The following is a 26,596-nucleotide window of genomic DNA, read 5'->3' on the forward strand; positions in this document are numbered from 1 at the left end:
AGCTTGCTACGTTGCGCACCATGACCGCAACGACGGCGGACGCTCCCCCGCCCGGGCTACGCATCCCGAAGCGCCGCGGCGTGGAACTCTCCCTCCTCGTCTGCGCCGTCCTCATCTCCGTCCTCGGCTACGCCGGTGTGGGCCTGGCCAGATCCGGCGCCGTGCCGCCGGACGCGCTGCGTCACGGGGCCGGTCTCGGCGGCCTCGCGCTCCTCGCCCATCTCGCCGTACGGTTCCGCGCGCCGTACGCGGATCCGCTGCTGCTGCCGATCGCGGTCCTGCTCAACGGCCTCGGCCTGGTGCTGATCCACCGGCTGGACCTGGAGACGCCGAGGGACCAGGCGGCCTTCACCCAGCTGGTCTGGTCGGCGCTCGGGGTGGCCCTCTTCAGCGCGGCCGTCGTGCTGCTGCGCGACCACCGGGTGCTCCAGCGGTACGCGTACCTCTCGATGGCCAGCGCCCTGTTCCTGATGCTCGTACCGATCTTCTTCCCGGCGGTGAACGGGGCCAAGATCTGGATCCGGATCGGCGGACTCTCCTTCCAGCCGGGCGAGTTCGCCAAGATCCTGCTCGCGGTCTTCTTCGCCGCGTACCTGGCCGCCAACCGCAACGCGCTGGCGTACACCGGCCGCAGGATCTGGCGGCTCCAGCTGCCGACCGGGCGGGTGCTCGGGCCGATCGTGGCGATCTGGGTGCTGAGCGTGGGCGTGCTGGTCCTGGAGCGGGACCTCGGCACCTCACTGCTCTTCTTCGGACTCTTCGTGATCATGCTGTACGTGGCGACGGGCCGTACCGGCTGGATCGCGGTCGGGCTGGTCCTGGCCGGCGTCGGGGCGTTCGCGGTCGGCTCGCTCGAACCGCACGTCCACAGCCGCGTCGAGGACTGGCTGAACCCGTACGCCTCCATCGAGGCGGGCGACGGGCCGAGCCAGCTCGCGCAGTCGCTGTTCTCCTTCGCCGCGGGCGGGATGCTCGGCACGGGGCTCGGCCTCGGGCACTCGATCCTCATCGGCTTCGCCGCCAAGTCCGACTTCATCCTCGCGACGGCGGGCGAGGAGCTCGGCCTGGTCGGACTCACCGCCCTGTTCCTGCTGTACGCGCTGCTCGTCGCGCGCGGCTACCGGGCCGGGCTCGCCCTGCGCGACCCCTTCGGGCGGCTGCTCGCGACCGGCCTCGCCTCGATCCTGGCGCTCCAGGTCTTCGTCATCGCCGGAGGGGTGATGGGGCTGATCCCGCTGACCGGCATGGCGATGCCGTTCCTGGCGCAGGGCGGCTCGTCCGTCGTCACCAACTGGGTGATCGTGGCCCTGCTGATCCGCGTCAGCGACTCGGCCCGGGCGCCGCGCCCGGAGACGGTCGAGCCCGGCGTCATCGCACCCGTCGTGGAGGACGTCCGGTGATCCCGTACATCCGGCGGGCGGCCGGGCTCTGTCTCGTCCTGCTCGTGGCGCTGCTCGTCAACGCGGCGCGGGTGATGGTCTTCGAGTCCGGGTCGCTGGACGAGAACCCGGCCAACCGGCGGGTGGCGATCACCCGCTGGGGCGAGCCGCGCGGCGAGATCGTGGTCGACGGGCGGCCGGTGACCGGCTCGCGGGACAGCGGCCAGCAGCTGCGCTACGAACGGACCTACAAGCAGGGTCCGTTGTACGCGCCGGTGACCGGCTACGCCTCGCAGACGTACGGCACGACCCTCGTCGAGCACGCCGAGGACTCCATCCTGGCCGGCACGGACCCGATGCTGGCGCCGCTGCCGTTCTGGAACGACGTCGGCCGGGGGCCGCTGCCCGGCGGCGACGTGGTGACGACGATCCGGGCGTCCATGCAGGAGGCCGCCTACCGGGGACTCGGCGGGAAGCGGGGTGCGGTGGCGGCGATCGAGCCGTCCAGCGGGCGGATCCTCGCGCTGGTCTCCTCGCCCTCGTACGATCCGGCGCTGCTGTCCGGGACGGGGCCCGCGGTCAAGGGCGACTGGGCCCGGCTGAACTCCTCGCCGAACCAGCCGATGCTGAACCGGGCGATCCGCCAGACGTATCCGCCCGGCTCCACGTTCAAGATCGTGACGGCGGCGGCCGCGCTGGACGCGGGCGTGGTGACGGACGTCGGGCGGCCGACGGACACCCCGGACCCGTTCGTGCTGCCGGGGACACGGCAGGTGCTGCCGAACGCGGCCACGGGGTGCGGCGACGCGTCCCTCGCGTACGCGATCCAGTGGTCGTGCAACACGGTGATGGCGGGGCTCGGGGTGGAGGTGGGGCTCTCCGGGATGGTGGACGCGGTGGAGCGGTTCGGCTTCAACGACACGGGGCTCTCGATCCCGTCCTGGGTCGCGAAGTCCAACTTCGACCGGGAGATGAGCGACGACCAGCTGGCCCTGTCGTCCATCGGCCAGTTCGACACGACGGCGACCCCCTTGCAGATGGCGCTGGTGGCGGCGGCGGTCGCCAACAACGGGGAGATCGCCCACCCGTACCTGGTGGAGCGGACGACGACCGCGGGCGGTACGACGGTGGACGTGACGGGCCGGCGCAGCTACCGCCAGGCGATGCGCCCCTCGACCGCGACCCAGCTCCAGCGGCTGATGGTCAGGGCGGTCGAGGAGGGCACGGGCACCAACGCGGCGATCCCGGGGGCGACGGTCGGTGGCAAGACCGGCACGGCGCAGCACGGCCTGGGCAACGTGGGAACGCCGTACGCCTGGTTCATCGCCTGGGCGCAGGCGGCGGACGCGGCCCAGCCTGCGGTGGCGGTCGCGGTCGTCGTCGAGGACGCGGAGGCCAGGCGTACGGAGATCAGCGGCGGCGGCAGCGCGGCGCCGATCGCCCGCGCCGTGATGGAGGAGGCGCTGCGGCTCCGGGACGCCGGCTGAGCGGCCGGCCGATCGGCTCGCGGATCTCGGCGCGCTGAGGGGCTAGCCGATCGGCTTGCGGATCTCGGCGCGGATCTTGGCCGTGGTCTCGGCGAGTTCGACCAGGTCGATGTCCTTCGGGTCGGCGGTCGCCGACTCGGGGGTGACGAGGGCGACGGCGGCCGCGGTGTTGTCGTCGCCCCAGGCGCACATGGGGAGCGTCGTCGTGGCGAGGCCGTCCTTCGACGTGGTGACCTGACAGCTGACGGTCACCCCGTACCCGGCGGGGGTGAACTCCCTGGGCCGGACGACGAGCGTGGAGCCCTTCTCCGTGGCGGCGCCCCTGAGGATGGACGAACGGGTGGACTCGGCGTTCTTGATGCGCCCGTGCATACCGGAGACGACGAGGGCGGACCCGTCCTTGCCGCTGTACTGCCCGACGGCCGCCTCGGCGTCCTTCACGGTGAGATCGGGAGCGTCCTCGATCTCCTTGCCCTCGGTCTCGGAGAGGTCGGAGACCAGCGTGTACTCGCCGGCGAGGAGCGTCTTGGGGACGACGAGCTTGTGCGTCGCGTCGGGGAAGGAGCCGGTGGCGCCGGAGAGCCCGGCCTTCGCCGCGTACCCGAGACCGCCGACCAGGACCAGGGACCCGAGGACGATGGCGACGATCGCCCCCGCCGAGAGCCCCTTCTTCGGCGGCGGCCCCATGGGCGGCTGCCCCCAGGCCCCGGCGCCCGGCCCCTGGTACTGCGGCGGAACACCCTGCGGAGGAACACCGTGCGGAGGGAAGCCCTGCGGGGGAACGCCCTGCGGGGGGACGCCCTGCGCGGGATACCCCTGCGGAGCGCCGAACGCGCCGGGCTGCTGCGGGGGCGGCACGGGCCCGCCGTACGGGTGGTGGGGTGGCTGGCTCGGCGATGGCGGCATGGTCATGCCGGGCACGCTACGTGACGCGTATGGACTCCCGTGGCCCGGGGCCGCCCCGACGCCTACCGCTCGGCACCGCCCTGCGCGATCGCCTCCTCCACCTCGGCCACCCGCTCCCGCTCCTCCCTCGCGAACCGCTCGCGGTCCAGCGCCTCCGCGATCTCCTCGTCCTGGGTCATCAGAAGGTCCAGGTTGGAGTCGCCGAGGTCGAAGACGCCCATGTCCAGATAGGCCTTCTGGAGGCGTTCGCCCCAGAGGCCGATGTCCTTCACGCACGGGACGATCCGGCTGAACAGCAGCTTGCGGAAGAGATGCAGGAACTCGCTCTGCTCGCTGAGCTCCTCCGCCTCCTTGCGGCCGATGCCGAAGTTCTCCAGGACCTCCACCCCGCGCAGCCGGTCCCGCATCAGATAGCAGCCCTCGATCACGAACTCCTCGCGCTCGCGCAGTTCCGCGTCCGACAGCTGCCGGTAGTAGTCGCGCAGCGCCATCCGCCCGAAGGCCACGTGCCGGGCCTCGTCCTGCATCACGTACGCCAGGATCTGCTTCGGCAGCGGCTTGTCGGTCGTGTCGCGGATCATGCCGAACGCGGCCAGCGCCAGCCCTTCGATCAGTACCTGCATGCCGAGGTACGGCATGTCCCAGCGCGCGTCGCGCAGGGTGTCGCCGAGGAGGCCCTGGAGGTTGTCGTTGATCGGGTAGAGCATCCCGATCTTCTCGTGCAGGAAGCGGCCGTAGACCTCCGCGTGCCGCGCCTCGTCCATCGTCTGCGTCGCCGAGTAGAACTTGGCGTCCAGGTCGGGGACGGACTCGACGATCCGCGCGGCGCAGACCATCGCGCCCTGCTCGCCGTGGAGGAACTGGCTGAACTGCCAGGAGGCGTAGTGCCGGCGCAGCTCCGCCTTGTCCTTCTCCGTCATCTTCGCCCAGTGGCGCGTGCCGTGGAGCGTCAGGACGTCGTCGGGGGTGCCGAGCGGGTCGTACGGGTCGACCTCCAGCTCCCAGTCGATGCGCCTGGAGCTGTCCCACTGCTTGTCCTTGCCCTTCTGGTAGAGGGCGAGGAGCCGCTCGCGCCCGTCCTCGTACTCCCAGGAGAAACGGGCCGAACCGGTCGCCGGGACCTGCCAGATGCGGTCTCCCGGGGCTTTCGTGTAGAGGTCGTGCGTCGACATTGACGACTCCTTGCTCTCACGGGACGTGGTCCTCCGGGCAGGCTGACAGCTTGGTAGACACCGGGTCAACAAGTCGTGCGCAAGGGATTGACGGGCTTACTGACGGGCAGTCTCATAAGAGGCGACCGCCGGTAACCGGTAACCCGACCGCGAGCACAGCGAGGTGTCTCACCGTCATGACCACCCGTACCGAGCAGGACCTCACCCTCCTCCGGGACGCCCTCGGCCCCCTCCGCGACCGGGAACAGGTCGCGGCGCGACTCCTCGAGTCCTCCCTCAAGCACTCCTTCGACCCCGAGACCGAACTCGACTGGGCCGCACCCGTCGAGGACGGCAAGTGGTTCTGGCCGCCGGAGCTGGTCTCCCTCTACGACACCCCGATGTGGCGGCGGATGTCCGAGGAGCAGCGGATGGACCTCGCCCGCCACGAGGCCGCCTCGCTCGCCTCGCTCGGCATCTGGTTCGAGATCATCCTGATGCAGCTGCTCGTCCGGCACATCTACGACAAGTCCCTCACCAGCGACCACGTGCGCTACGCGCTCACGGAGATCGCGGACGAGTGCCGGCACTCGATGATGTTCGCGCGGATGATCCAGAAGGGCGGGGCGCCCGCCTACCCCGTGCCGCGGATCTACCACAACCTGGCCCGCGTCCTGAAGACCGTCTCCACCACCCCCGGCTCCTTCGCCGCCACCCTGCTCGGCGAGGAGATCCTGGACTGGATGCAGCGGCTGACCTTCCCGGACGAGCGGGTCCAGACGCTGGTGCGCGGCGTGACCCGCATCCATGTCGTCGAGGAGGCACGGCACGTGCGCTACGCCCGCGAGGAGCTGCGCCGCCAGATGGTGACCGCGCCGCGCTGGGAACAGGAGTTCACCCGGCTCAGCTGCGGGCAGGCCGCGAAGGTCTTCTCCACCTGCTTCATCAACCCCCAGGTGTACGACAACGTGGGCCTGGACCGCCGCGAGGCCGTCGCCCAGGTCAAGGACAGCGGCCACCGCCGGGAGGTCATGCAGTCGGGCGCCAGGCGGCTGACCGACTTCCTCGACGACATCGGCGTGCTCCGGGGGCCGGGCCGCCGGCTCTGGAAGTCGTCCGGGCTGCTGGCCTGAGTGCCGCCGCACGGAGCTACCCTGCGAGGCATGACCAGTGCCGCCTCGCCCGCGTACCGCCGGCTCAGCGTCGAGGAACGCCGGGTGCAGCTGCTCGCCGCCGCCCTGACGCTCTTCGCGCACCGGGCGCCCGACGAGGTCTCCCTCGACGACGTCGCCGAGGCGGCGGGCGTCTCGCGGCCGCTCGTCTACCGCTACTTCCCCGGCGGCAAGCAGCAGCTGTACGAGGCGGCCCTGCGTTCCTCCGCCGACGAGCTGGAGCTCTGCTTCGCCGAGCCGCCGGTCGGTCCGCCGACCGAGCGGCTCGCCCGGGTCCTCGACCGCTATCTGGCCTTCGTCGACGAGCACGACGCCGGGTTCAGCGCCCTTCTCCAGGGCGGCAGCGTCGCCGAGACCTCCCGGACCACCGCCATCGTCGACGAGGTGCGGCGCGCGGCGGCGGAGCAGATCCTCGTCCACCTGGGGGTGGACCGGCCCGGGCCCCGGCTGCGGATGATGGTCCGCACCTGGATCGCGGCGGTGGAGGCGGCCTCGCTGATCTGGCTCGACGAGGACAAGCAGCCGCCGGCCGCCGAGCTGCGGGACTGGCTGGTCGACCATCTGGTGGCGCTGCTGGCGGCCACGGCCGCGAGCGACGGGGAGACGGCGTCGGTCGTCACCCTGCTCCTCGCGCAGGAGACCGCGGAGGGCCCGGTCGGAAAGCTGGCGCGGCGCGTGGCCCCCGTGGTGAGCGACGCCGCACACCTCATATGAGACTGGTCCCGTGAGAAGCGAGAACACCCTATTCCGCGGCGGCCCCCTCGACGGCGAGGTCCTGCCCATCATGCTCGGACCGACCGGGCATCCACCGAAGTGGTACGAGGTACCGGTACCGGACGACACCGGCGGGCCGCCCACGGTCCACGCCTACCGCCGCGAACCCGCCGGGCACACCAAGCGGCTCGGCATCCAGCGCGGCTGGGTCTACGAGTACGTTCCCGAGGGCCGCGAGCGGACCGCGCCGAAGTGGCCGTGGACCAAGCCCAACGGGTGAGGCGGTTGGGCCGAATCGCCCCTTTGTGAGCTCATCCGACCGGACGGACCCGCCATCATCTCCCTGGAGGTGATGACGTGTCAGGAAGGCTGCTGCGCACGGTCTGCACGGGGGTGCTCGCCGCGACGACGGCGCTGGCGGGGATCCCGGCGGCGACGGCGGACGACCCGGCGGAACCGCAGGTGGAGACGGTGGCGGAGGCACCCGCGGAACCGTCGGCGGAGGCACAGGGGGACCCACAGGCGGACCCCTCGGCGGACGCACAGGGGGACCCCTCGGATGCCGACGGCACCCCCGCCGACGACGCCGCGGAACTCCCTCCCCCCGGCGGCGACTCCGTCGCCTCGCTCCTCGGCCGGCTCCAGAGCCTCTACCGCCGGGCCGAGCAGGCCACCGAGGCCTTCAACGCCACCGGCGAGGCCCTGCGCCTCCAGGCCGCCGACACCAAGAAGGTCACCGCCGCGCTCACCGCCGCCCGCGAGCGCCTCGCCCAGGGGCGGAACGCGGCAGGGCGGCTCGCCAGGGAGCAGTACCAGGGGCGGGTCACGACGTCGGCCTTCTCCTCGTACCTACGGCTGCTGCTCGCCGACGATCCCCAGCACGCCCTGGACCAGGGCCGTCTGATGGACCGTGCGGTCCGTGACCGGGCCACCACCGTCTCCCGGCTGACCCGGGACGAGAAGCGGGCCGACGCTCTCGCGAGCGCCTCCCGCAAGGCCCTGGACCGGCAGCAGACGCTCGCCGCGCGGCGGACGAAGCAGCGCGACGACGTCCGCGAGAGGCTCGCGGAGGTGCAGAAGCTGCTCGCCACGCTCCCCGCCGAGCAGCTCGCCCGCCTGACCGAGCTGGAGCGGACCCAGACCGCGGGGGCGCAGCGCGAGCTCCTCGGCACCGGTGTCCTGGACGGCGACCGGGCCCCCTCGCGGGAGGGCGGCGAGGCGCTGCGGTACGCGGTGCGGCAGATCGGCAAGCCGTACGTGTGGGGCGCCGAGGGGCCGGAGTCGTACGACTGCTCGGGGCTGACCTCGCAGGCCTGGGCGAGCGCAGGCCGGGAGATCCCGCGCACCAGCCAGGAGCAGTGGCGGACCCTCCCGCGGGTGCCGCTGCGCGACCTGCGCCCCGGCGATCTGGTGGTCTACTTCCCCGAGGCCACGCACGTGGCGATCTACCTGGGCCGCGGCCTGGTCGTGCAGGCCCCGCGTCCCGGTGCCAAGGTGAAGGTCTCCCCGATCGCCGCCAACCCGCTCCTCGGGGCCGTCCGCCCCGACCCGGGCGGCGAGGCCCTGGAGTCGTACACGCCGCCCGAGCTCCCGGCGGGGGCGACGGACGGCTCGGACGAGGGGTACGACCGGCCCTGAGGCGGCCCGGGCGGGTCGGCGCCGCCCGATGGTTCCATGACGGCGGGACGCCGTCGTCGTCCTGTCCGCCCCTGTCCCGGAGGGACCGTGCCCGCACCCCGTAAGCCAGCCGCCCGGCCGCCCGGGCCGGCGGCGCCGCCCTCGCACGTCTGGTACGCCTCGTACGGCTCCAACATGCACATCGCGAGGCTGCTCCACTACGTCACCGGCGGGCGGCCCCCGGGAGGTGCCCGGTCCCACCCCGGCTGCCGGGACCGGACGCCGCCCGAGCGGTCGGTGCCGGTGGTCCTCCCGGGCGCGGTGTACTTCGCCACGGAGTCGGTGGTGTGGACGGGCGGCCGCGGCTTCTACGATCCGGCGGTACCGGGCCCGGCGTTCGCGCGCGCCCATCTGATCACCGCGGGCCAGTTCTCCGACATCGCGGCCCAGGAGATGTACCGGGAGCCCGGTGAGGACCTGGACCTGACCGGGGCGATCACCGTCGGCCGCGCGGAACTGGGCCCGGGACGGTACGAGACGCTGGTGTGCCCCGGCACGCTCGACGGCGTGCCGGTGCTCACGTTCACCGCGCCGTGGCGGATGACCGACGTACCGCCGCGGAAGCCGTCCGCCCCGTACGTCCAGCACCTGGCGGCCGGCCTGGCCGAGACGGGCGCGTGGGAGCCCGCCGAGATCGCCGCCTACCTGGGCAGGTGCCCGGGGGCGGCGGGCGAATGGACGGCCGAGGAGGTACTGGCCCTGATCGACCCCGACTGACGCCCGCCCACCACCGCGCCCCTCGACGCCCTATCAGCCCCCGGTGACCTCGGCGAGGTACGCGGACGTCTTCTCCGGGTCGAAGAAGAAGTTCTCGAAGTCGGCCGGGTTGTCGAAGCCGTTCGCGAAGCGGTCGGCGACCGGCTGGAGCTGGCCCGCCGCGCCGATCAGGTTGAGGACGTGCTCCGGCGGGACGCCGAGCATCGCGTTCGTCCACTTGGTGACGTGCTGCGCCGTGTCCCAGTACCGGTCGAAGGTGGCCTGCATCCATGCCTCGTCGAAGGGCTTGTCGCCGTTCTCGACGATCGACGTGAGGTAGGCGGCCGCGCACTTGGAGGCCGAGTTCGAGCCCTGGCCCGTGATCGGGTCGTTGGCGACGACGACGTCCGCGACGCCCAGGACCAGACCGCCGCCGGGGAGGCGGCCGATCGGGTTGCGGACGGTCGGGGCGTATCGGCCCGCCAGGGTGCCGTTGGCGTCGGTCAGTTCGACCTTGGTCGCCCGCGCGTACTCCCAGGGCGTGAACTTCTCCATCAGCTCCAGCGTGAGCGAGAGGTGCTCGGAGGGGTCCTTGACGCCCTGGAAGACGTCGAGCGGGCCGCCGGGGACGCCTTCCCAGAAGAGGATGTCGGCACGGCCCGAGGTGGTCAGGGTCGGCATGACGAAGAGCTCGCCGACGCCCGGGACCAGGTTGCAGCGCACGGCGTCGAAGTCCGGGTGCTCGGGGCGCGGGCCCAGGCCGTGGACGTAGGCGACGGCCAGCGCGCGCTGCGGCTCGCTGTACGGGGAACGGGCGGCGTCCCGGCCGAACATGGAGACCAGCTCGCCCTTGCCCGCGGAGACCAGCACCAGGTCGTACGTACGGGAGAAGAAGTCCAGGTCCGAGACGGCCGCGCCGTGGATGACGAGCTGGCCGCCGCGCTGGGCGAAGGTCTCCATCCAGCCGGCCATCTTCACGCGCTGGTCGACGGACTGCGCGAAGCCGTCGAGCCTGCCGACCCAGTCGATGGCGCGGCTCGCGTCCGGGGCGGCGACGGAGACGCCGAGGCCCTCGATCCGCGGGGCCTGGGACTCCCAGAAGTTGATGCCGAGGTCCCGCTCGTGCTGGAGCGCCGTGTCGAACATGCACTGGGTGGACATGACCCGGCCGGACCGGATCTCGTCCGCCGTGCGGTTGGACATGAGGGTGACTTCGTACCCCTGCGACTGGAGTCCGAGGGCGAGCTGCAGACCGGACTGGCCGGCTCCGACGATGAGTATCTTCCGCATGGCGGGTGTTCCTATCGAATCAATCGGACTGTTCAGGGGTGCATTCGAGCGCGTGCGCGACCATCGCAAGCAGCGATTCGACGACGCTGTACCGCTTGCGCGCGTCCATGATCACGACCGGTACGTGCGGGGGCACGGTGAGCGCCTCCCGGACGTCCTCGGGCTCGAACCGCTCGGTGCCCTCGAAGTGGTTGACGGCGACGATGTACGGCAGCCCGCAGCTCTCGAAGTAGTCGAGCGCGGCGAAGCAGTCGGTCAGCCGGCGGGTGTCGGCGAGGACGATCGCGCCGATCGCGCCGCGCACCAGGTCGTCCCACATGAACCAGAAGCGCTGCTGGCCGGGCGTACCGAAGACGTACAGCACAAGGTCGTCGTCGAGGGTGATCCGGCCGAAGTCCATCGCCACGGTCGTGGTGAGCTTCTCGGGCGTCGCGGAGAGATCGTCGGTCTCCTCGCTCGCCTGCGTCATCAGGGCCTCGGTCTGCAGCGGAGTGATCTCCGAGACGGCCCTGACGAAGGTCGTCTTGCCGACACCGAAGCCGCCGGCGACGACGACCTTGGTCGCTATGGGGGCACGCGTGTGGTCCAGCTGCCAGTCCTGGGCGCCGTCCTCGGTGATCGCACCGGGTGCCTCGGCCTGGGCGGGGATTCCGGCGGCGGCCGGGGCAACGGCTTCAGAGACGGCGGAGTCCACTCAGCACCCTTTCGAGCAGCGCGCGGTCGGGCTGGCCGGTGCCGTGACCGGTCCCGTACACACGGATCTTTCCCTGGTCGGCCAAGTCGCTGAGCAGCACTCGGACGACACCCAACGGCATCTTGAGGAGCGCCGAGATCTCCGCGACGGTACGCATCCGGCGGCAGATCTCGACGATGGCCCGCATCTCCGGCATGAGCCCGCGGCCGGGCCCGCCGTCCGTCAGCACCTTCCGGGCCGGCGCGGCCTCCAGGGCCGCGACGAAGGTCTCGACGAGCAGCACGTGGCCGAAGCGGGTGCGGCCGCCGGTGAGCGAGTACGGGCGCACGCGCGCGGGGCGGCGGCTCTCCCCCCGTACCGGCAGCTTGTGGGCGTGGTAGACCGACGGCACAGACGTCACTGGGTGCTCTCCATCGATTTGCGCAGCTCGCTGCGGAGTTCGGGGGTGAGTACATGTCCGGCACGGCCGACGAAGAGGGCCATGTGGTACGCGACGACGCTCATGTCGCTGTCGGGCTCGGCGTGCACGCCGAGCAGCGAACCGTCGCTGATGGACATGACGAAGACGCTGCCCTCGTCCATGGCCACCATCGTCTGCTTGACCCCGCCGCCGTCCATCAGCCGGGCGGCTCCGATGGTCAGGCTGCCGATGCCGGAGACGATCGTGGCGAGGTCGGCGCTGGACCCCCGTGGACCGGTCGGGCGGTCCGCGGTGGGCGCGGCGTTCTGGGCCGCCGGGTCGGACGAGAGCAGGAGCAGTCCGTCGGAGGAGACGACGGCGACCGAGCGGACCCCGGGCACCTCCTCGACGAGGTTGCCCAGCAGCCAGTGCAGATTGCGGGCTTCCTTGCTCAGTCCGAATGTTCCGGTCGCAGTCAACTGCGTGCCTCCTCGACTGTGTCCCCCGTCTTCTCCTCGGTACGTGCGGTGTCCACGGCCGCGGTCTCGGCTCCGGTCTCGCCTCCGGTCCCGATTCCGGCCTCGATCTCCGCCTCCACGTCGCGGCGGCCCTCCTTGGCCCCCTGGTGGAAGCCACCGAGCCGCCGGCGCAGCGCCTCGGCGTCCACCCCGCCCGTCCGAGGGGCGGGCGAGGAGGCGGGCTGCTGGACGATCTTCGGCGTGCGCTTGGGCAGACCCTTGTCGGTGACGCGCTGGACGCCCGGCCCGCTCTCCTCGGGAGCGCGCTCGTGGGCGTCGGGCTCCGGAGCCGGGTCGGGGAGGCGGACCTGGAGGGTGGTCTCGGCGAGCGCCGGTCCGGTCTGCTGGGACTCCTGGGACTCAGCAGGGCCCTGGGACTCCGGGGACGCCGGTGATTCCTGGGGCTCCTGAGACTCGGGTGAGTCCTGGGGCTCTCGGGACTGCACGGGCTCCGGGGACTCAGGGGACTCCGGGGGCGCTTGGGGTTCCACGGGCGCCGGGGGCTCCTGCGGCTGCTGGGGCTCCGCAAGGGCCTCCGTCGCAGGCTCCTGCGCGGCCTGCGCGGCCTCCTGTTCGGCCTGGGCGGACCCGGCCGGCGTCTTCTGCTCCGCCGCCTCGACGGCGCGCTCCGCGGCCTCCACGAGCGGGTCCCTGGTACGGGACGGCAGGGCGTTGGAGTTCGCCTCGGCGACCGAGCCCGGCAGGTTCAGCGTGGGCGCCGCGCCCGCGACCGGGACTGCCGGCGGGCCCGCGGTCGGCGGGGCCGTCGGGAGGAGCGGCAGCGGCAGGACGACGACCGCCGCGATGCCGCCCTGCTTCTGCTCGCGCAGCTGCACCCGTACGCCGTGGCGGGCGGCGAGCAGGGCGGTGACGCGGATGCCGAGCCCCTCCCCCTGGACGTCGGCCGGACCGGCCTCGGCGAGCCGCGCGTTGAGCTCGGCGAGCCGGGAGTCGGTCATACCGATGCCCTCGTCCTGGACGGAGAGCATCACCTCGCCGGACTCGAGCAGCCAGCCGGAGAGCTGGACCTGGGCGTCGGGCGGCGAGAAGGAGGTGGCGTTCTCCAGGAGTTCGGCGATCAGATGGCTCAGGTCGTCCGCGGCGAAGCCGGCGATCTGGGCGTGCGGCGGCAGGGACTGGATGGCGACCCGCTCGTACCGCTCGATCTCGCTGACGGCGGCACGCAGCACGTCCACGAGCGGGACGGGCCCGGGGTGACCGTGGACGTGCTCGTGGCCGGCGAGGACGAGGAGGTTCTCGCTGTGGCGGCGCATGACGGTCGCCATGTGGTCGAGCTTGAAGAGGGTGGCGAGCCGGTCCGGGTCCTGCTCGCGCTCCTCCAGCTTCTCGATGACGCCGAGCTGCCGCTCCACGAGGCCGAGGCTGCGCAGCGAGAGGTTCACGAAGGTGTGCTGAACGCTCTGCCGGAGCCGTTCGAGCTCCGCGGTCAGGAGCGCGGTGTGGCCCTGGAGCTCGGCGCGCTGGGCGGCGAGTTCGGCGGCGAGGGCCTCGCGGGCGCCGGCCAGGTCGGCGCGCTCGCTGTCGAGCTGCGCGGTGCGCCTGCCGAGGTCGGCCAGCTTGCCCTGGAGGGTGTTGAGGGACCGTACGACCTGGGCGAACTCGTCGTTGCGGCCGGTGAAGCGGACCGGCTCCTCGGCCTCCGGCTCCGGGGCGGCGGCGAGGCGCGCGGCGCCGATGCGCAGGACGGCGAGGGGGCGGGTGAGGGTGCGGGCGACGTAGGTGGAGATGCCGATCGCGACCAGGAGACAGCCGCCGAGGAAGGCGATGCGCACTTCGAGGGCGGTGACGTCGTCGTCGCGGAGCTGGGCGAGGCGGTCCACCCGGGAGGCGGCGAGGGCCGATTCGACGCCGCGCATCTGCTCGACACGGGCGGAGAGGGCGGCTTCCAGCTTCTCCGGGTCGGTCTTGCGCTCGGACTTGGTGAGTTCCGGCTGGTCGGTGAGGCGGGCGAGGAGCCGCTCGGCGTTCTTGACGTCGGGGCCGCTGACCGTGGTGGCGAAGGAGTCGCGTCCGGTGGAGGTGGCGGCCTGGTCGAAGTCGGCGAGGGTGGCCAGTTCACGGACGCGGGCCTGCTGGGCGGCGGCCGTGAGGGCGTTGCGGGTCCGCTCCGCCTCGTCGGCGCCCTCCGCCTTGATGGGGACGTAGGTGCCGGTGACCGGGTCGTAGGTGACGCCGCTGGACTCGGGCTGGGGTACGGCGAGGGCGGCGAGGAGCAGCCCGCGGGTGGCGGAGGCCTGCTCGACGGCGCGGCCGAGGGCGGCGGGCGCGCGGGTGTCCTGGGCGGCGCGGGCGGGGGTCTGCTCGGCGAGCTCGTCGGCGAGGGCCTGGAGCTTGGCGATGACGTCCGTGTACGCCTTGTGGGCCTCCAGGGCGGTGCCCTTGCCGGTGAGCGCGGTACGGCGGATGGAGGGCAGGCCCGCGAGGTCGCGGCGCAGCTCGGTGGGGGCCGCGGGCCGGATCTCGTCGATCTGGCGGTCGACGCGGGTGGACCGCGCGCTGTTGACCTGCCGCTTCTTCTCGCTGTCGCCCTGCTGCTCGTCACGGCCCGCGGCGATGTACGCGACGACCTCGTCGCGTTCGTCGGCGAGGGAGTGGGCGAGGGTGACGGCCTGGCGGTCGAGCTCGGCGAGGGTGACCAGGCGCTGGGAGTCGGTCAGTTCGCCGGAGGCGGTGAGGACCGCGGGGGCGCCGGCGGCGAGGACGGTGACGCCGACGAGGGCGACACCGGCGACGAGGCGGTTGCGGACGCGCTTGGGGCGGCCGGGCTTCGCCGGTGCGGGCACGACGCCGGGACCCGTGGCGTCGCCCGTGGTCAGCGGCTCACCGGGGGCCTGACTCCGCGTGCCGTTGTTGCTCCGAGGCCGCTTCTTCTGCACCGGTGCTCGCATTCTCGACTCGTCCGCCCATGAAGCAGAGGTGACGACCGGTCACGTTTTGTAGAGCGCCCCCACCCCTGGTACGGCTTCCGACCATTCCAGCGCTTCTGGGAAGGGGACGCGCATCGGCCGCTCCGCCACCCGAACGAGTGAACAACACTCATGAGTTGGCGAACAACTCCGCGCGGGGCTCTCCACGCGCTCGCACGGGGCGTCGGTTGGATCTTCCGCGCGGGCTTTGGCAGGATGCCCGCCCGCAGCTTGCCGGAGGTTCCGCTTCCGCCTCCCGTACGGCCCTCGAAGGGCCGCTACAGGCGGCATTCGGCCATTTGAAGGCCGTGTGAAGGAGCGATGCAGGACCCCTCGGCCGGAGGCAGACTGGGGATCATGCGCACCGAAGTCGTCACCCTCCCCGGCCTCCCCGAACGCCCCAACGAGGACTGGGCGGCCGCAGCTCTGCCCGCGTCCGGCGGGGGCGGGACGGTCGTCGTGCTCGACGGCGTGACACCGCCGGCGGGGGATGACGGTTGTGTGCACGACGTGCCCTGGTTCACCGCCCGGCTGGGTGGCGCCCTGACCGAACTGTCCGCTTCGCGAAGCGACATGACGTTGCCCGAGGTCCTGGCGGAGGCAATCCGGCGCACCGCGGACGCCCACCGCGACACCTGTGACCTTTCTCACGTACGTACGCCTCAGGCGACCGTGGCGATGGCGCGTTGGGACGCGGTGACCGTCGAGTTCCTGGTGCTGTCGGACGCCGTGCTCCTCCTGGAGTCGCCGGACGGGTCCGTACGGGCCGTGCTCGACGACCGTCTCGACCGCGTCCCGGACGAGGTCCTGCGTTCGCACGAGGCGACGGACCGGCTGCGGAACAGGGAGGGCGGCTTCTTCACGGCCGCGGCGGACCCGGAGGTGGCCCGGCGGGCGGTGACCGGGGCGGCGCCCCGGGCTGCGGTACGGGCGCTGGCGGCGCTCACGGACGGGGCGGCGCGCTGGGTGGAGCTGTTCGGGGCGGGCGACTGGGCGGACTGCTTCGGGGTGCTCGGTAAGGAGGGCGCGCACGGGCTGCTGGCGCGGGTCCGGTCGCTGGAGGCGCGGAGCGACGGGGGTGCGCACGGGCTGCTGGCGCGGGTCCGGTCGCTGGAGGCGCGGAGCGACGGGGGTGCCCCCTGGCCGAAGGTTCAGGGGGAGGGCGAGGCGGCGTCGGGCGTTCGGCGCTGGAAGCTCCACGACGACGCGACGGCGGTGTACGCCGTCCTCTGAAGGACCCGGTTCCCCTCCGGGGGCACGCCGAGGGCCACGGGCCGGCACGGCGCCCCCGGGGGCAGGCGAGGCCCCGGCGCACTCTCCGCGCGGGGCACGCGGGACGCCGGGGCCCGCGTCAGCCCTCCGCGCGGGTGTTCAGCTGGTGGAGCAGGCGGGCCAGTTCGGCGACCTCGCCGCGGTCCCAGTCCGCGAGCTTGCGGACGTACCGCCCGCGCCGTGCGTCCCGTACCCGCCGGAAGCGGAGCCGGCCCTCCTCCGTCAGCCGGACGAGCGAGGCGCGCCCGTCGGCCGGGTCGGGGTCGCGGGCGACGAGTCCGAGCTCCTCCAGGGCGCGGAGCTGACGGCTCAGGGTCGCCTTGCCGACGCCGAAGTAGCCCGCGAGTTCGGTGGCGCGCTGGGGGCCGGTGTCCTCCAACCGTACGAAGAGGCCGTACGCGGCGGGTTCGAGCTCCGGGTGGACCTCGCGGGCCATCTCGCCGGACTGGGCGCGGGCGCGACGCAGAAAGACCGCCAGTTCCCGCTCCAGGGCGAGGAATTCCTGGTCCACACCACTCCTCGTCGTGGGATCGCCTTCACTCCCCGTACCGCTTCCGTGCACGTCAGCACCCCTCGCACGCTTTCCGGTCGCTGAAAGTTTCTTCCGGCCGCGGCCATCGCCGCAGCTCCTTCAGTATTTCGCAGGCGTAGACCAACGGCAGCACCCGGACCCCCTTCCGCCGGGCCGGTCTACGTGCGTAGCTTCATCCGTGACATGTCCATACCAGGACTGTCAGGCACGCTCCCCCACCGAGCCTTTCGGAGGCACGCAATGCCCGTGCACAGATCCGGAAAGACCTTCGCCGGCGCCGCGCTCGCGGCCCTGGCACTCCTCCTGCCCCTCACCCTCTCCGGTCCGGCGAACGCGGCCGGCACCGAGGCCGCTCCCCCACGCGGCTCCGCCCACATGGGCATGGGCGTCGTCGAGCACGACGGCCGGAGCGGCACGCCCGGAACACCTCGGGCCGCCCAGACCGAAGGCGTGGACGTCTCCAGCCACCAGGGGAACGTGGCCTGGTCGACCCTGTGGAACAGCGGGGTGAAGTGGGCCTACGTCAAGGCGACGGAGGGCACCTACTACAAGAACCCCTACTTCGCGCAGCAGTACAACGGCTCGTACAACGTGGGCATGATCCGCGGCGCGTACCACTTCGCCACCCCGGACACCACGACCGGCACCGCCCAGGCCGACTACTTCGTCGACAACGGCGGCGGCTGGTCCCGGGACGGCAGGACGCTGCCGGGCGCGCTGGACATCGAGTGGAACCCGTACGGGGCGACCTGTTACGGCAAGTCGCAGTCCGCGATGGTCACGTGGATCCGGGACTTCCTCAACCGCTACAAGGCGCGGACCGGCCGTGACGCGGTGATCTACACGGCGACGAGCTGGTGGACGCAGTGCACGGGCAACTACGCGGGCTTCGGCGCGAGCAACCCGCTCTGGGTCGCGCGGTACGCGGCGGCGGTCGGCACGCTCCCGGCCGGCTGGCCCTACTACACGATGTGGCAGTACACCTCGACCGGCCCGACGGTCGGCGACCACAACCGCTTCAACGGCGACCTCTCGCGGGTGCAGGCACTGGCCAACGGCTGAGCCGGCCCGCCACGTACGGCGGTCTCCCGGGTGCGCGGCGGCGCGCCCGGGAGGCCGCCTCCGTCTTTCTGCGCCCACCCTCTTGCCGATTGGTATGGACCAATGCGACTCTCGTGGGCGGCGGCGTACGGCTTTCAACTTCCGTACGTCTCCCGCTCATTGCTCGTTCCGTCCTCCCCCACGCACGAGAGAGAGCCCCGCATGCCGTCCTCGTACCGCCGCACCGCCGCAGCCGTCACCCTCTCCGCCGCCGCGTTGATCCCCCTCACCCCGTCCGTCGCGGGCGCGCACGGCGCCGTCTTCAACCCGGTGAGCCGGGTCGCGGCCTGTTACGCGGAGGGCCCCGAGACGCCGAAGTCGCAGGTCTGCAAGGACCTCGTCGCCGACTCCGGCACCCAGCCGCTCTACGACTGGAACGAGGTGAACATCGCCAACGCGAACGGTCAGCACCAGGTGGTGATCCCCGACGGCAAGCTCTGCTCGGCCAACCGCGAGAAGTACCGCGCGCTGGACTGGGCCCGGACCGACTGGCCCGCCACGGCGGTCGGGGCCGGCTCCTTCGACTTCAAGGTCCGGGTCACGGCGGCCCACCAGGGCACGATGACGGTCTACATCACCAAGCAGGGCTTCGACCCGACCCAGCCGCTGAAGTGGTCGGACCTGGACGCGACCCCGGTGGCCACCTACGCCACGTCCCGCACCGCGACCGACGGCTACTACAACTTCACCGGCAACCTGCCCGCGCGCACGGGCCGCCACATCGTCTACAAGGTCTGGCAGCGCAGCGACAGCCCGGAGGCGTTCTACAGCTGCTCGGACGTCACCTTCGGCGGTACGGCGGCGGCCTCGGCGCCGAGCGAGGCGAAGATCGCCGCGGGCGCCGAGCGCTCGACGGTGAGCCACGCGGGCCACGGCGGCGACGAGCAGGCCCCTGCCCTCTCGGCCGAGACCGCGCAGGACTCCCCGTCCCCGCTCCCCCTGGCCCTCGCGGGCGCCGGCGCCCTGACGGCCTTCGGCGCGGGCAGCCTGCTCCTGACGCGACGACGGAACGCGTCATGACGGCCTGACGCCTGACGGCCTCACGGCCTGACGGCCTCACGGCCTGACGGCCTGACGGACGAGCCGGCACCAGACGCTTGACCTCAAGCGAGATCGAGGTTCTACGGTGGTGCCGGTCCCGTCCGAACGGGGCTGAGCGTTAGACGCTCCGTCCCGTGGTGGAGGCGAAGCCCAGCCAGGTGTGGCGGTTGTTCCACCAGCACCAGCCGACCTTGGGCGCGTTCTTCCGCTCGCGGCCGTCCCGCCCGGTGCCGTTGCTGATCCAGATGGCGGGGGTGCGGGCGTCGAAGGTGCCGTTCGCCTTGCGCAGCCGGGAGCCGATGGTCATGAAGCAGCGGTTGCGCTCCAGGGCCGTCGGCTGCTGGAGCACCCAGTGGATGCCCTCGGTGAGCAGCAGCGGGGTGCGGTCGTCCTTGGCGAGGGCCGGAAGCGCCTCGTCCGGGCTCCAGTTGGACATGTGGTCGCCGCGGTCGAGGCCGGTGACGAGGTAGAGCGGCGCTTCGGGCACCTCGACGGTGTCGAGCGGCGCGAACGCGTCGACGTCGGGCATGTCGACGACGACGAAGCCGGGCTTCTCCTCGCGGCGGAGCAGCGGCGCGAGGGCGGAGGCGGGCGCGCGGTCCGGGTGGACGGCGAGCAGGACGTCGTCGCGTCCGCCGCCGGCCCCCTCCGTGAAGGCGCGCAGCTCGGCGGCCGGAATCCCGGCGAGCTCGTGCACGCCGAGCCGGATCAGGCGCTCGGCCTGGTCGGCGAGCGGCGGGAGCGGGGGAAGCTCGTGCACGGTCGGGTTCGACGACGTATCGGTCAAGGCACTCCTCGGTTCGCGGGTCGAGCGTCAGCCAGAGGGTCAACGGGGCACCCCACCGCTGTGTTCCCGACGGGGCACTCCGGCCGCCGGCGTACGCGAACGGGCACCAACCAAGAGGCTCTCCGGCTGTCGGCGTACGCGAACGGGCGCCCCCCAAGGGGCACTCCGGCCGCCGGCATACGCGAACGAGGCGCCTCTTCAAGAGGCGCCCCGTTCGCGTGGCCGGGTCGGCTCAGGCCGCCGCGGAGACCGTCACCTCCGCCGGGGCGAGGGCGATCTCCAGGACCTGCCGGACGTCCGTCACCGGGTGGACCTCCAGCTTCTCCAGGATCTCCGCCGGGACGTCGTCCAGATCGGCCTCGTTGCGCTTCGGGATCACGACCGTCGTGATGCCCGCGCGGTGGGCCGCGAGGAGCTTCTGCTTCACGCCGCCGATCGGGAGGACCCGCCCGGTCAGCGACACCTCGCCGGTCATCGCCACATCCGTCCGGACGAGCCGGCCGGAGAGCAGCGAGGCCAGGGCCGTCGTCATCGTGATGCCCGCGCTCGGCCCGTCCTTGGGGACCGCGCCCGCCGGGAAGTGGATGTGCACGCCCCGGTCCTTCAGACCGGTCACGGACAGCTCCAGCTCCGCGCCGTGCGACCGCAGGAAGGAGAGCGCGATCTGTGCGGACTCCTTCATCACGTCGCCCAGCTGGCCCGTCAGGGTCAGCCCCGCCGCGCCCGTCTCCGGGTCCGCGAGCGACGCCTCCACGAAGAGGACGTCACCGCCCGCGCCCGTGACGGCGAGACCGGTCGCCACGCCCGGTACGGACGTACGCCGCTCGGCCGGGTCCTGCGCGGACTCCGGGATGTGGTGCGGCCGCCCGATCAGCCCACGCAGATCGTGGACGCCGACCGTGAACGGCAGCTCCCGGTCGCCCAGTTCGTGCTGCGCCGCGATCTTCCGCAGCAGCCGCGCGATGGACCGCTCCAGGTTCCGTACGCCCGCCTCGCGGGTGTACTCGCCCGCCAGCCTGCGCAGCGACGCGTCCTCCAGGACCACCTCGCCGGACTCCAGGCCCGCGCGCTCCAGCTGCCGGGGCAGCAGGTGGTCACGGGCGATGACGACCTTCTCGTCCTCCGTGTACCCGTCGAGCCTGACCAGCTCCATCCGGTCGAGCAGGGCCTCGGGGATGGCCTCCAGGACGTTCGCCGTCGCCAGGAAGACGACGTCGGAGAGGTCGAGTTCGACCTCCAGGTAGTGGTCGCGGAAGGTGTGGTTCTGTGCCGGGTCGAGGACTTCGAGCAGCGCGGCCGCCGGGTCGCCCCGGTAGTCCGAGCCGACCTTGTCGATCTCGTCGAGGAGCACCACCGGGTTCATCGACCCGGCCTCCTTGATCGCCCGGACGATCCGGCCGGGCAGGGCGCCGACGTACGTACGGCGGTGGCCGCGGATCTCCGCCTCGTCCCGTACGCCGCCGAGCGCGACCCGGACGAACTTCCGTCCCATCGCGTGCGCGACGGACTCGCCGAGCGAGGTCTTGCCGACGCCGGGCGGGCCGACGAGGGCCAGGACCGCGCCGCCGCGGCGGCCGCCGACCACGCCGAGACCGCGCTCGGCGCGCCGCTTGCGGACCGCCAGGTACTCGGTGATCCGCTCCTTCACGTCCTCCAGGCCCGCGTGCTCGGCGTCGAGGACGGCCTTGGCGCCCTGGATGTCGTACCGGTCCTCCGACCGCTCGTTCCACGGCAGTTCGAGGACGGTGTCGAGCCAGGTGCGGATCCAGGAACCCTCCGGGGACTGGTCGCTGGACCGCTCCAGCTTCTCGACCTCCTTGAGGGCGGCCTCGCGCACGTTCTCGGGCAGGTCGGCGGCCTCGACGCGCGCCCGGTAGTCGTCGGACTCGTCGCCCTCCGTCTCGCCGTTGAGGTCGCGCAGCTCCTTGCGTACGGCATCCAGCTGGCGCCGCAGCAGGAACTCGCGCTGCTGCTTGTCGACGCCCTCCTGGACGTCCTTCGCGATGGACTCGGCCACGTCCTGCTCGGCCAGGTGCTCGCGGAGCCGCGCGGTGGCGAGCCTGAGGCGGGCGACCGGGTCGGCGGTCTCCAGGAGTTCGACCTTCTGCTCGACGGTGAGGAAGGGCGAGTAGCCGGAGTTGTCGGCGAGCGCGGAGACGCCGTCGATCTGCTGGACGCGGTCCACGACCTGCCAGGCGCCACGCTTCTTCAGCCAGCTGGTGGCCAGCGCCTTGTACTCCTTGACGAGTTCGGCCACGGAGCCGGGCAGCGGGTCGGGCACGGTCTCCTCGACGACGGTGCCCTCGACCCAGAGCGCGGCACCGGGGCCGGTCGTGCCCGCGCCGATCCTGACGCGGCCGAGGCCGCGGATGAGTGCGCCGGGGTCGCCGTCGGACAGCCGGCCGACCTGCTCGACGGTGCCGAGGACGCCGGTCCCTGCGTACGTGCCGTCGACGCGGGGCACCAGAAGCACCTTGGGCTTGCCGCTCCCGGAGCGGGCGGCGGCCTGGGCGGCCTCGACCGCGGCGCGTACGTCGTTGTCGGACAGGTCGAGCGGCACCACCATTCCGGGCAGCACGACCTCGTCGTCGAGCGGCAGCACAGGCAGAGTGAGCGGTGAGGACGTCGAAGCCATGATCTCCCCTTCGGCAGTCAAGTTGAGCTATGTGGACTCAATGCACGGGGGCCGCCCGATGTTCCCCGGCGGCTGTTCGCCCTGAGCGATCACTCTGGCGCGCAGCGGAGCGCCGCACTTGTAATACCTCCATGGACACCATGACCATTACCTCCGCCTGGGTGGCGGGCTGGACCGTCTCGCGGGGCACCCCGCCCGCCGTCGTCGAGCCCTGGGGCTGGCGGATCGACGTCGGGCTGCCGACGCACGTCTTCCGGCACGTCCTGCCGGCGCCGGACGCGGTGTCCGTGGGCAAGCTCTGCCGGGAGATCACCGAGCCGCACGCGTGGCTGAAGGTGATGGCCGGGCCGGAGGAGGCCGCGGAGTGGATCACCCCGGGGTGGACCGTCCCCGACGACCCGGGCTACATGATGAGCAAGGCCCTGGACGCGGAGGCACGGCCGCCCGCTCCCGCGGGGTACGCGCGGACGACGGAGACCAGGGACGGCGTGATCCGGGTCCGGATCGTGGCGCCGGACGGCACGCTCGCGGCCCGCGGCCAGATCGCCCCCACGGGGGAGACGGCGGTCGCCGACCAGATCGAGACCCACCCCGGCCACCGCCGCCGCGGCCTCGGCGCGAACGTCATGCGCACGCTGGAGGCGGCGGCCGCGCAGTCGGGCGCGGCGACGGGCGTCCTCTCGGCGACACGGGACGGCCTGGCCCTGTACGACACGCTGGGCTGGCGTTACGAGTGCCCGCTGACGGGGATCGTGCGCGACGCGTAGGAACCGCCCCGGGCGGTGCACCGAGGGCGGGGCCGACGACGGGCGGTCCGTCCGGGACGGCGCCTGCCCGCGGCTCTGGTCAACGGGATCGGGTGAGGGGATGATCGGGCGCATGACGCTCAGGGGTGGAACGGCCGGGACGGGCAGGCGGCGGCAGGCGGGGCTGTGGGCCGCGGCGGTACTGCTGTCGGCGGCGGCGCTGGCCGGCTGCGGCGACCAGGGCACCCCGCCTCCGGTCGCGACCCAGGAGGGGACCGCGAAGCCGACGCCCGCCGGAACCGGGGGCGTCTCCGTGCCGCCGGTCCCGACCGGGGCGGACGGGACCGTGAAGAACGGCCACGAGCCGGGTCCGCGCGAGGTCCTCGTCGAGGTGAACGTCAGCGGCGGTCTCGCCGGCGTCCGGAACCAGCTGATCGTCCGCTACGACGGCAGCTACACCACCCGCTCCGGCACGAAGCCGCCGCGCACCGGCCGGATGACCGCCGCCGAAGTGGCCGAGCTGCGCGCCGCGCTGGAGGACCCGGCGTACGCGAAGGTCCCCACGCGGCCGACCGGCAAGCCGGTCCAGGACGGCTTCCAGTACGTCTTCACGCACCGGTACCGGGTGGTCGTCGCCGCGGATGGGGAGCGCCCGCCCGCCCTGCGGCGCGTCTTCGAGGCGCTGCCCGAGGGCGGCCCCCCGACCGACCCGCGCTGACCGTACGCCCTTCTGCCGACCGGCCCCGAACGGCGAACCCGAACCCCGAACCCGAACCGCGAACGCGAACCACTGCCGAGCAGCCGCGTCGACCGGCCGCGTCGAAGAGCCGCCCTCTCAGCGAGTCCCCTCCAGCCCCTCCCCCGTCGCGGAGATCCCTCTCAACTGGCGGTCCAGGTAGGCCCGTACGCGCTCCGGCATGTCCATCGACCCCGGGTCCAGCGCCCACTGGATCTGCAGGCCGTCCATCACGGCCAGCTGCTCCTGCCCGACGGCCCGGCAGTCGATGCCCTCCCGCAGCTCCCCCCGCCGCACGGCCGCCTCCATCAGGTCGACGGTGTGGCGCAGCACGCGCGCGTAGCGCTCCTTGAAGTACTGGTGCGCGGGGTGGCCGACGTTCCCGGACTCACCGGCCAGGACGTTGAACATCCGCACGATGCCGGGTCGCCCGGTGTTGTCCTCGACGAGAGCGACGACGGTCTCCAGATAGGCGGCATAGGACACCGGTTCGTCGGCGAAGAGGCGCTCGACGTCGTGCCGCTCGCTCTGCGCGAGGACCGAGAGCAGGAGGTCCTCCTTGCTGCGGAAGTGGTGCAGCAGTCCGCCCTGGGTGATGCCGCAGTCGTGGGCGATGCGGGCGAGCGAGGAGGCGTGGAAGCCCCACTGCCCGAAGTGTTCGACGGCGGTGTCGAGGATCTTCCGGCGGCGCTCGTCACCTACCGCGTAGCCGCCCCTGCCTGCGCTTCTGCGGCTTGTTCGGCCCTTGTTCTCCGGCATGGGACCACCTTAGAGGCTGCCCGGAACACCCCTTACGTTCCGTGATCCAGGTCACACCACAGAAACCTAGTACCTACTCGGTTTTCGAGCTTAGCCTGAGGCCGCCAAGGCCGGCACGGTCGTCGTCCGCTCGGTCCCGCACCCCCGAGGAGCCCCGCCATGCACCCGTACCAGGACGCCACGCGCCCCGTCGCCGAGCGCGTCGAGGACCTGCTCTCCCGGATGTCGCTGGAGGAGAAGGCGGGCCAGCTCTTCCACTCGATGCTGATGATGAACGCGGACGGCACCCCGGTGACCGAGACGGACGGCTCGATGCTGCCGTTCTCCACGCCGGAGCTCGTCGAGGCCCGCCACCTCACCCACTTCAACCTGCTCGGCACCTACGGCGCCCGCGAGATGGCCCTCTGGCACAACGCGGTCCAGGAGATGGCCGCGAACACCCGGCTCGGCATCCCGGTCTCGCTCTCCACCGACCCACGCCACGCCTTCACCGACAACGTCGGCGCCTCCTTCAACGCCGGCGCCTTCTCCGCCTGGCCGGAGGCGCTGGGGCTCGCCGCGATCGGCGACCCGGAGCTCGTGTTCCACTTCGCCGACACCGTGCGCCGCGAGTACCTCGCCGTCGGCTTCCGTACGGCTCTGCACCCGCAGATCGACCTCGCCACCGAACCGCGCTGGGCCCGCCAGACCGGCACCTTCGGCTCGGACGCGAAGCTCACCGGCGAGCTGGTCCGGGCGTACGTCCGCGGCCTGCAGGGCGAGGAGCTGGGGCCGGACTCGGTGGCGGCCATGGTCAAGCACTTCCCCGGCGGCGGGCCGCAGAAGGACGGCGAGGACCCGCACTTCGCGCACGGCAAGGAGCAGGTCTACCCGGGAGGGATGCGCGAGCACCACCTGGAGCCGTTCAGGGCCGCCGTCGCCGCCGGCTGCTCGCAGATGATGCCGTACTACGGCCAGCCGGTCGGCACCGACTGGGAGGAGGTCGGCTTCGGCTTCAACAAGGGCGTGGTCACCGGGCTGCTCCGGGAGGAGCTGGGCTTCACGGGGATCGTCTGCACCGACTGGGGGCTGCTGACGGACTCGGTGATCTTCGGCGAGAAGCACGTGGCGCGGGCGTGGGGCGTGGAGCACCTGAGCGTCGCCGAGCGCACGGCGAAGTCGCTGGACGCGGGCGCGGACCAGTTCGGCGGCGAGCAGTGCCCCGAGGTGATCGTGGAGCTGGTGGGGTCGGGCCGGATCTCCGAGGAGCGGATCGACGAGTCCGTACGGCGGCTGCTGCGCGAGAAGTTCGTCCTCGGGCTCTTCGACGAGCGGCGGTACGTGGACCCGGACGAGGCCGCCGAGACGGTCGGCCGCGCCGACTTCAAGGCCGCGGGCGCGGCGGCCCAGCGCCGCTCGCTCACGGTCCTCACCGACGGGCCGCTGCCGCTCTCCGGCCGCCCGAAGCTGTACGTCGAGAACGTCGACCCGGCCGTCGCGGCGGCGTACGGGGAGGTCGTGGCCGCCCCGGCCGAGGCGGAGCTGGCGGTGGTGCGGCTGCGCACGCCGTACGAGGACCGTCCGAACCGCTTCGAGTCCTTCTTCCACTCCGGCTCGCTCGCCTTCGCCGAGCCCGAGCTGACCAGGATCCTCTCGCTGCTCGGCACGGTCCCGACGGTGGTCTGCGTCAACCTGGAGCGCCCGGCCGTCCTGCCGGAGATCGCCGAGCAGGCGGCGGCGCTGATCGCCGACTACGGGGCGAGCGACGACGCGCTGCTCGACGTGGCCTTCGGCCGGGCGGCGGCGGAGGGGCGCCTCCCCTTCGAGCTGCCGCGCTCGATGGCCGCGGTGGAGGCGGCCCGCCCGGACGTCCCGAACGACACGGTGGACCCGGTCTTCGCCCATGGCCACGGACTGGCGATCTGACCGTCCCGGACCCGCGGGGCTCCTGACCGGCCCCGCGCCGCGGTGCCGGGGCCGGCCCGAGGGGGGCCCGG

24 protein-coding genes are annotated in these 26,596 nt (G+C 72.6%); 13 read left to right on the top strand and 11 right to left on the bottom strand.

Annotated elements, in window-relative coordinates:
• Positions 1 to 20: 20 nt before the first annotated feature.
• Positions 21 to 1,400 carry an FtsW/RodA/SpoVE family cell cycle protein gene (locus M5362_RS14995; RefSeq protein ID WP_260227997.1) on the top strand — a complete coding sequence of 460 codons (1,380 nt, stop codon included), beginning with the start codon at positions 21 to 23 and terminating at the stop codon, positions 1,398 to 1,400.
• Entirely contained in the window at positions 1,397 to 2,866 is a 1,470-nt protein-coding gene (locus tag M5362_RS15000) for a penicillin-binding transpeptidase domain-containing protein (protein WP_260227998.1), read from the top strand. Before M5362_RS14995 ends, M5362_RS15000 begins: the two co-directional genes overlap by 4 nt.
• A 42-nt stretch (positions 2,867 to 2,908) precedes the next feature.
• On the opposite strand, the gene M5362_RS15005 is transcribed toward M5362_RS15000, so the two are convergent.
• Both M5362_RS15005 and M5362_RS15010 read right to left on the bottom strand, forming a co-directional pair.
• Positions 2,909 to 3,778, bottom strand: coding sequence for a proline-rich domain-containing protein (locus tag M5362_RS15005; protein WP_260227999.1), 870 nt, complete (start codon positions 3,776 to 3,778; stop codon positions 2,909 to 2,911).
• Between the two features lie 56 nt (positions 3,779 to 3,834).
• Positions 3,835 to 4,944, bottom strand: coding sequence for a ferritin-like domain-containing protein (locus M5362_RS15010; RefSeq protein ID WP_260228000.1), 1,110 nt, complete (start codon positions 4,942 to 4,944; stop codon positions 3,835 to 3,837).
• A 176-nt stretch (positions 4,945 to 5,120) separates the two neighbouring features.
• Here M5362_RS15010 and M5362_RS15015 point away from each other — a divergent pair, with 176 nt between their 5' ends.
• The 5 genes from M5362_RS15015 to M5362_RS15035 all read left to right on the top strand — a co-directional run bounded on the left by M5362_RS15015 (position 5,121) and on the right by M5362_RS15035 (position 9,203).
• On the top strand, positions 5,121 to 6,056 hold the full coding sequence (locus M5362_RS15015) for a diiron oxygenase (protein ID WP_260228001.1): 936 nt from the start codon (positions 5,121 to 5,123) through the stop codon (positions 6,054 to 6,056).
• 30 nt (positions 6,057 to 6,086) lie between these two features.
• On the top strand, positions 6,087 to 6,809 hold the full coding sequence (locus tag M5362_RS15020) for a TetR/AcrR family transcriptional regulator (RefSeq protein WP_260228002.1): 723 nt from the start codon (positions 6,087 to 6,089) through the stop codon (positions 6,807 to 6,809).
• A 10-nt stretch (positions 6,810 to 6,819) separates the two neighbouring features.
• A complete protein-coding gene (locus M5362_RS15025) occupies positions 6,820 to 7,089 on the top strand; it encodes a hypothetical protein (RefSeq protein WP_260228003.1) in 270 nt (89 codons plus the stop codon).
• A 77-nt stretch (positions 7,090 to 7,166) separates the two neighbouring features.
• Positions 7,167 to 8,447, top strand: coding sequence for a C40 family peptidase (locus M5362_RS15030; RefSeq protein WP_260228004.1), 1,281 nt, complete (start codon positions 7,167 to 7,169; stop codon positions 8,445 to 8,447).
• Between the two features lie 87 nt (positions 8,448 to 8,534).
• Positions 8,535 to 9,203, top strand: coding sequence for a histone deacetylase (locus tag M5362_RS15035; protein WP_374214467.1), 669 nt, complete (start codon positions 8,535 to 8,537; stop codon positions 9,201 to 9,203).
• Between the two features lie 33 nt (positions 9,204 to 9,236).
• Here M5362_RS15035 and M5362_RS15040 read toward each other — a convergent pair whose 3' ends face one another.
• The 5 genes from M5362_RS15040 to M5362_RS15060 are packed head-to-tail and all read right to left on the bottom strand — an operon-like array spanning position 9,237 to position 14,993.
• On the bottom strand, positions 9,237 to 10,472 hold the full coding sequence (locus M5362_RS15040) for a styrene monooxygenase/indole monooxygenase family protein (protein WP_260228005.1): 1,236 nt from the start codon (positions 10,470 to 10,472) through the stop codon (positions 9,237 to 9,239).
• Positions 10,473 to 10,491: 19 nt separating this feature from the next.
• On the bottom strand, positions 10,492 to 11,166 hold the full coding sequence (locus M5362_RS15045; RefSeq protein WP_374214468.1) for an ATP/GTP-binding protein: 675 nt from the start codon (positions 11,164 to 11,166) through the stop codon (positions 10,492 to 10,494).
• Positions 11,147 to 11,566, bottom strand: a complete 420-nt coding sequence (locus M5362_RS15050) for a DUF742 domain-containing protein (protein ID WP_260228006.1) — start codon at positions 11,564 to 11,566, stop codon at positions 11,147 to 11,149. Before M5362_RS15050 ends, M5362_RS15045 begins: the two co-directional genes overlap by 20 nt.
• Positions 11,563 to 12,045 carry a roadblock/LC7 domain-containing protein gene (locus M5362_RS15055; protein WP_260228007.1) on the bottom strand — a complete coding sequence of 161 codons (483 nt, stop codon included), beginning with the start codon at positions 12,043 to 12,045 and terminating at the stop codon, positions 11,563 to 11,565. Before M5362_RS15055 ends, M5362_RS15050 begins: the two co-directional genes overlap by 4 nt.
• Positions 12,042 to 14,993, bottom strand: a complete 2,952-nt coding sequence (locus tag M5362_RS15060; protein ID WP_260228008.1) for a nitrate- and nitrite sensing domain-containing protein — start codon at positions 14,991 to 14,993, stop codon at positions 12,042 to 12,044. The genes M5362_RS15055 and M5362_RS15060 overlap by 4 nt, the downstream gene beginning before the upstream one ends.
• Before the next feature lie 375 nt (positions 14,994 to 15,368).
• Here M5362_RS15060 and M5362_RS15065 point away from each other — a divergent pair, with 375 nt between their 5' ends.
• The gene (locus M5362_RS15065) at positions 15,369 to 16,244 is read left to right on the top strand and encodes a hypothetical protein (protein WP_260228009.1); all 876 of its coding nucleotides are present in this window, start codon (positions 15,369 to 15,371) and stop codon (positions 16,242 to 16,244) included.
• Positions 16,245 to 16,362: 118 nt separating this feature from the next.
• Here M5362_RS15065 and M5362_RS15070 read toward each other — a convergent pair whose 3' ends face one another.
• The gene (locus M5362_RS15070) at positions 16,363 to 16,845 is read right to left on the bottom strand and encodes a MarR family transcriptional regulator (protein WP_260228010.1); all 483 of its coding nucleotides are present in this window, start codon (positions 16,843 to 16,845) and stop codon (positions 16,363 to 16,365) included.
• Positions 16,846 to 17,055: 210 nt separating this feature from the next.
• Here M5362_RS15070 and M5362_RS15075 point away from each other — a divergent pair, with 210 nt between their 5' ends.
• Both M5362_RS15075 and M5362_RS15080 read left to right on the top strand, forming a co-directional pair.
• Positions 17,056 to 17,877 carry a lysozyme gene (locus M5362_RS15075; RefSeq protein ID WP_260228011.1) on the top strand — a complete coding sequence of 274 codons (822 nt, stop codon included), beginning with the start codon at positions 17,056 to 17,058 and terminating at the stop codon, positions 17,875 to 17,877.
• A 201-nt stretch (positions 17,878 to 18,078) separates the two neighbouring features.
• Complete coding sequence (locus tag M5362_RS15080) at positions 18,079 to 18,936, top strand: lytic polysaccharide monooxygenase (RefSeq protein WP_260228012.1); 858 nt, start codon at positions 18,079 to 18,081, stop codon at positions 18,934 to 18,936.
• A 139-nt stretch (positions 18,937 to 19,075) separates the two neighbouring features.
• Here the strand turns inward: M5362_RS15080 and M5362_RS15085 are convergent, their stop codons facing one another.
• A complete protein-coding gene (locus M5362_RS15085) occupies positions 19,076 to 19,744 on the bottom strand; it encodes a DUF5701 family protein (protein WP_260228013.1) in 669 nt (222 codons plus the stop codon).
• A gap of 232 nt (positions 19,745 to 19,976) precedes the next feature.
• Complete coding sequence (gene lon, locus M5362_RS15090; protein WP_260228014.1) at positions 19,977 to 22,379, bottom strand: endopeptidase La; 2,403 nt, start codon at positions 22,377 to 22,379, stop codon at positions 19,977 to 19,979.
• Positions 22,380 to 22,510: 131 nt separating this feature from the next.
• Here lon and M5362_RS15095 point away from each other — a divergent pair, with 131 nt between their 5' ends.
• Positions 22,511 to 23,146 (top strand): GNAT family N-acetyltransferase, encoded by a 636-nt coding sequence (locus M5362_RS15095; RefSeq protein ID WP_260228015.1) that lies wholly within the window; start codon positions 22,511 to 22,513, stop codon positions 23,144 to 23,146.
• A gap of 112 nt (positions 23,147 to 23,258) precedes the next feature.
• Positions 23,259 to 23,843 (top strand): hypothetical protein, encoded by a 585-nt coding sequence (locus M5362_RS15100; protein ID WP_260228016.1) that lies wholly within the window; start codon positions 23,259 to 23,261, stop codon positions 23,841 to 23,843.
• A gap of 117 nt (positions 23,844 to 23,960) precedes the next feature.
• Here M5362_RS15100 and M5362_RS15105 read toward each other — a convergent pair whose 3' ends face one another.
• Positions 23,961 to 24,620, bottom strand: coding sequence for a TetR/AcrR family transcriptional regulator (locus M5362_RS15105; RefSeq protein WP_260228017.1), 660 nt, complete (start codon positions 24,618 to 24,620; stop codon positions 23,961 to 23,963).
• 159 nt (positions 24,621 to 24,779) lie between these two features.
• On the opposite strand from M5362_RS15105, the gene M5362_RS15110 reads away from it, so the two are divergent.
• The gene (locus M5362_RS15110) at positions 24,780 to 26,525 is read left to right on the top strand and encodes a glycoside hydrolase family 3 protein (protein WP_260228018.1); all 1,746 of its coding nucleotides are present in this window, start codon (positions 24,780 to 24,782) and stop codon (positions 26,523 to 26,525) included.
• Positions 26,526 to 26,596: the final 71 nt, after the last annotated feature.

This window comes from Streptomyces sp. Je 1-79, assembly GCF_025195125.1.
Classification (GTDB): Bacteria; Actinomycetota; Actinomycetes; order Streptomycetales; family Streptomycetaceae; genus Streptomyces.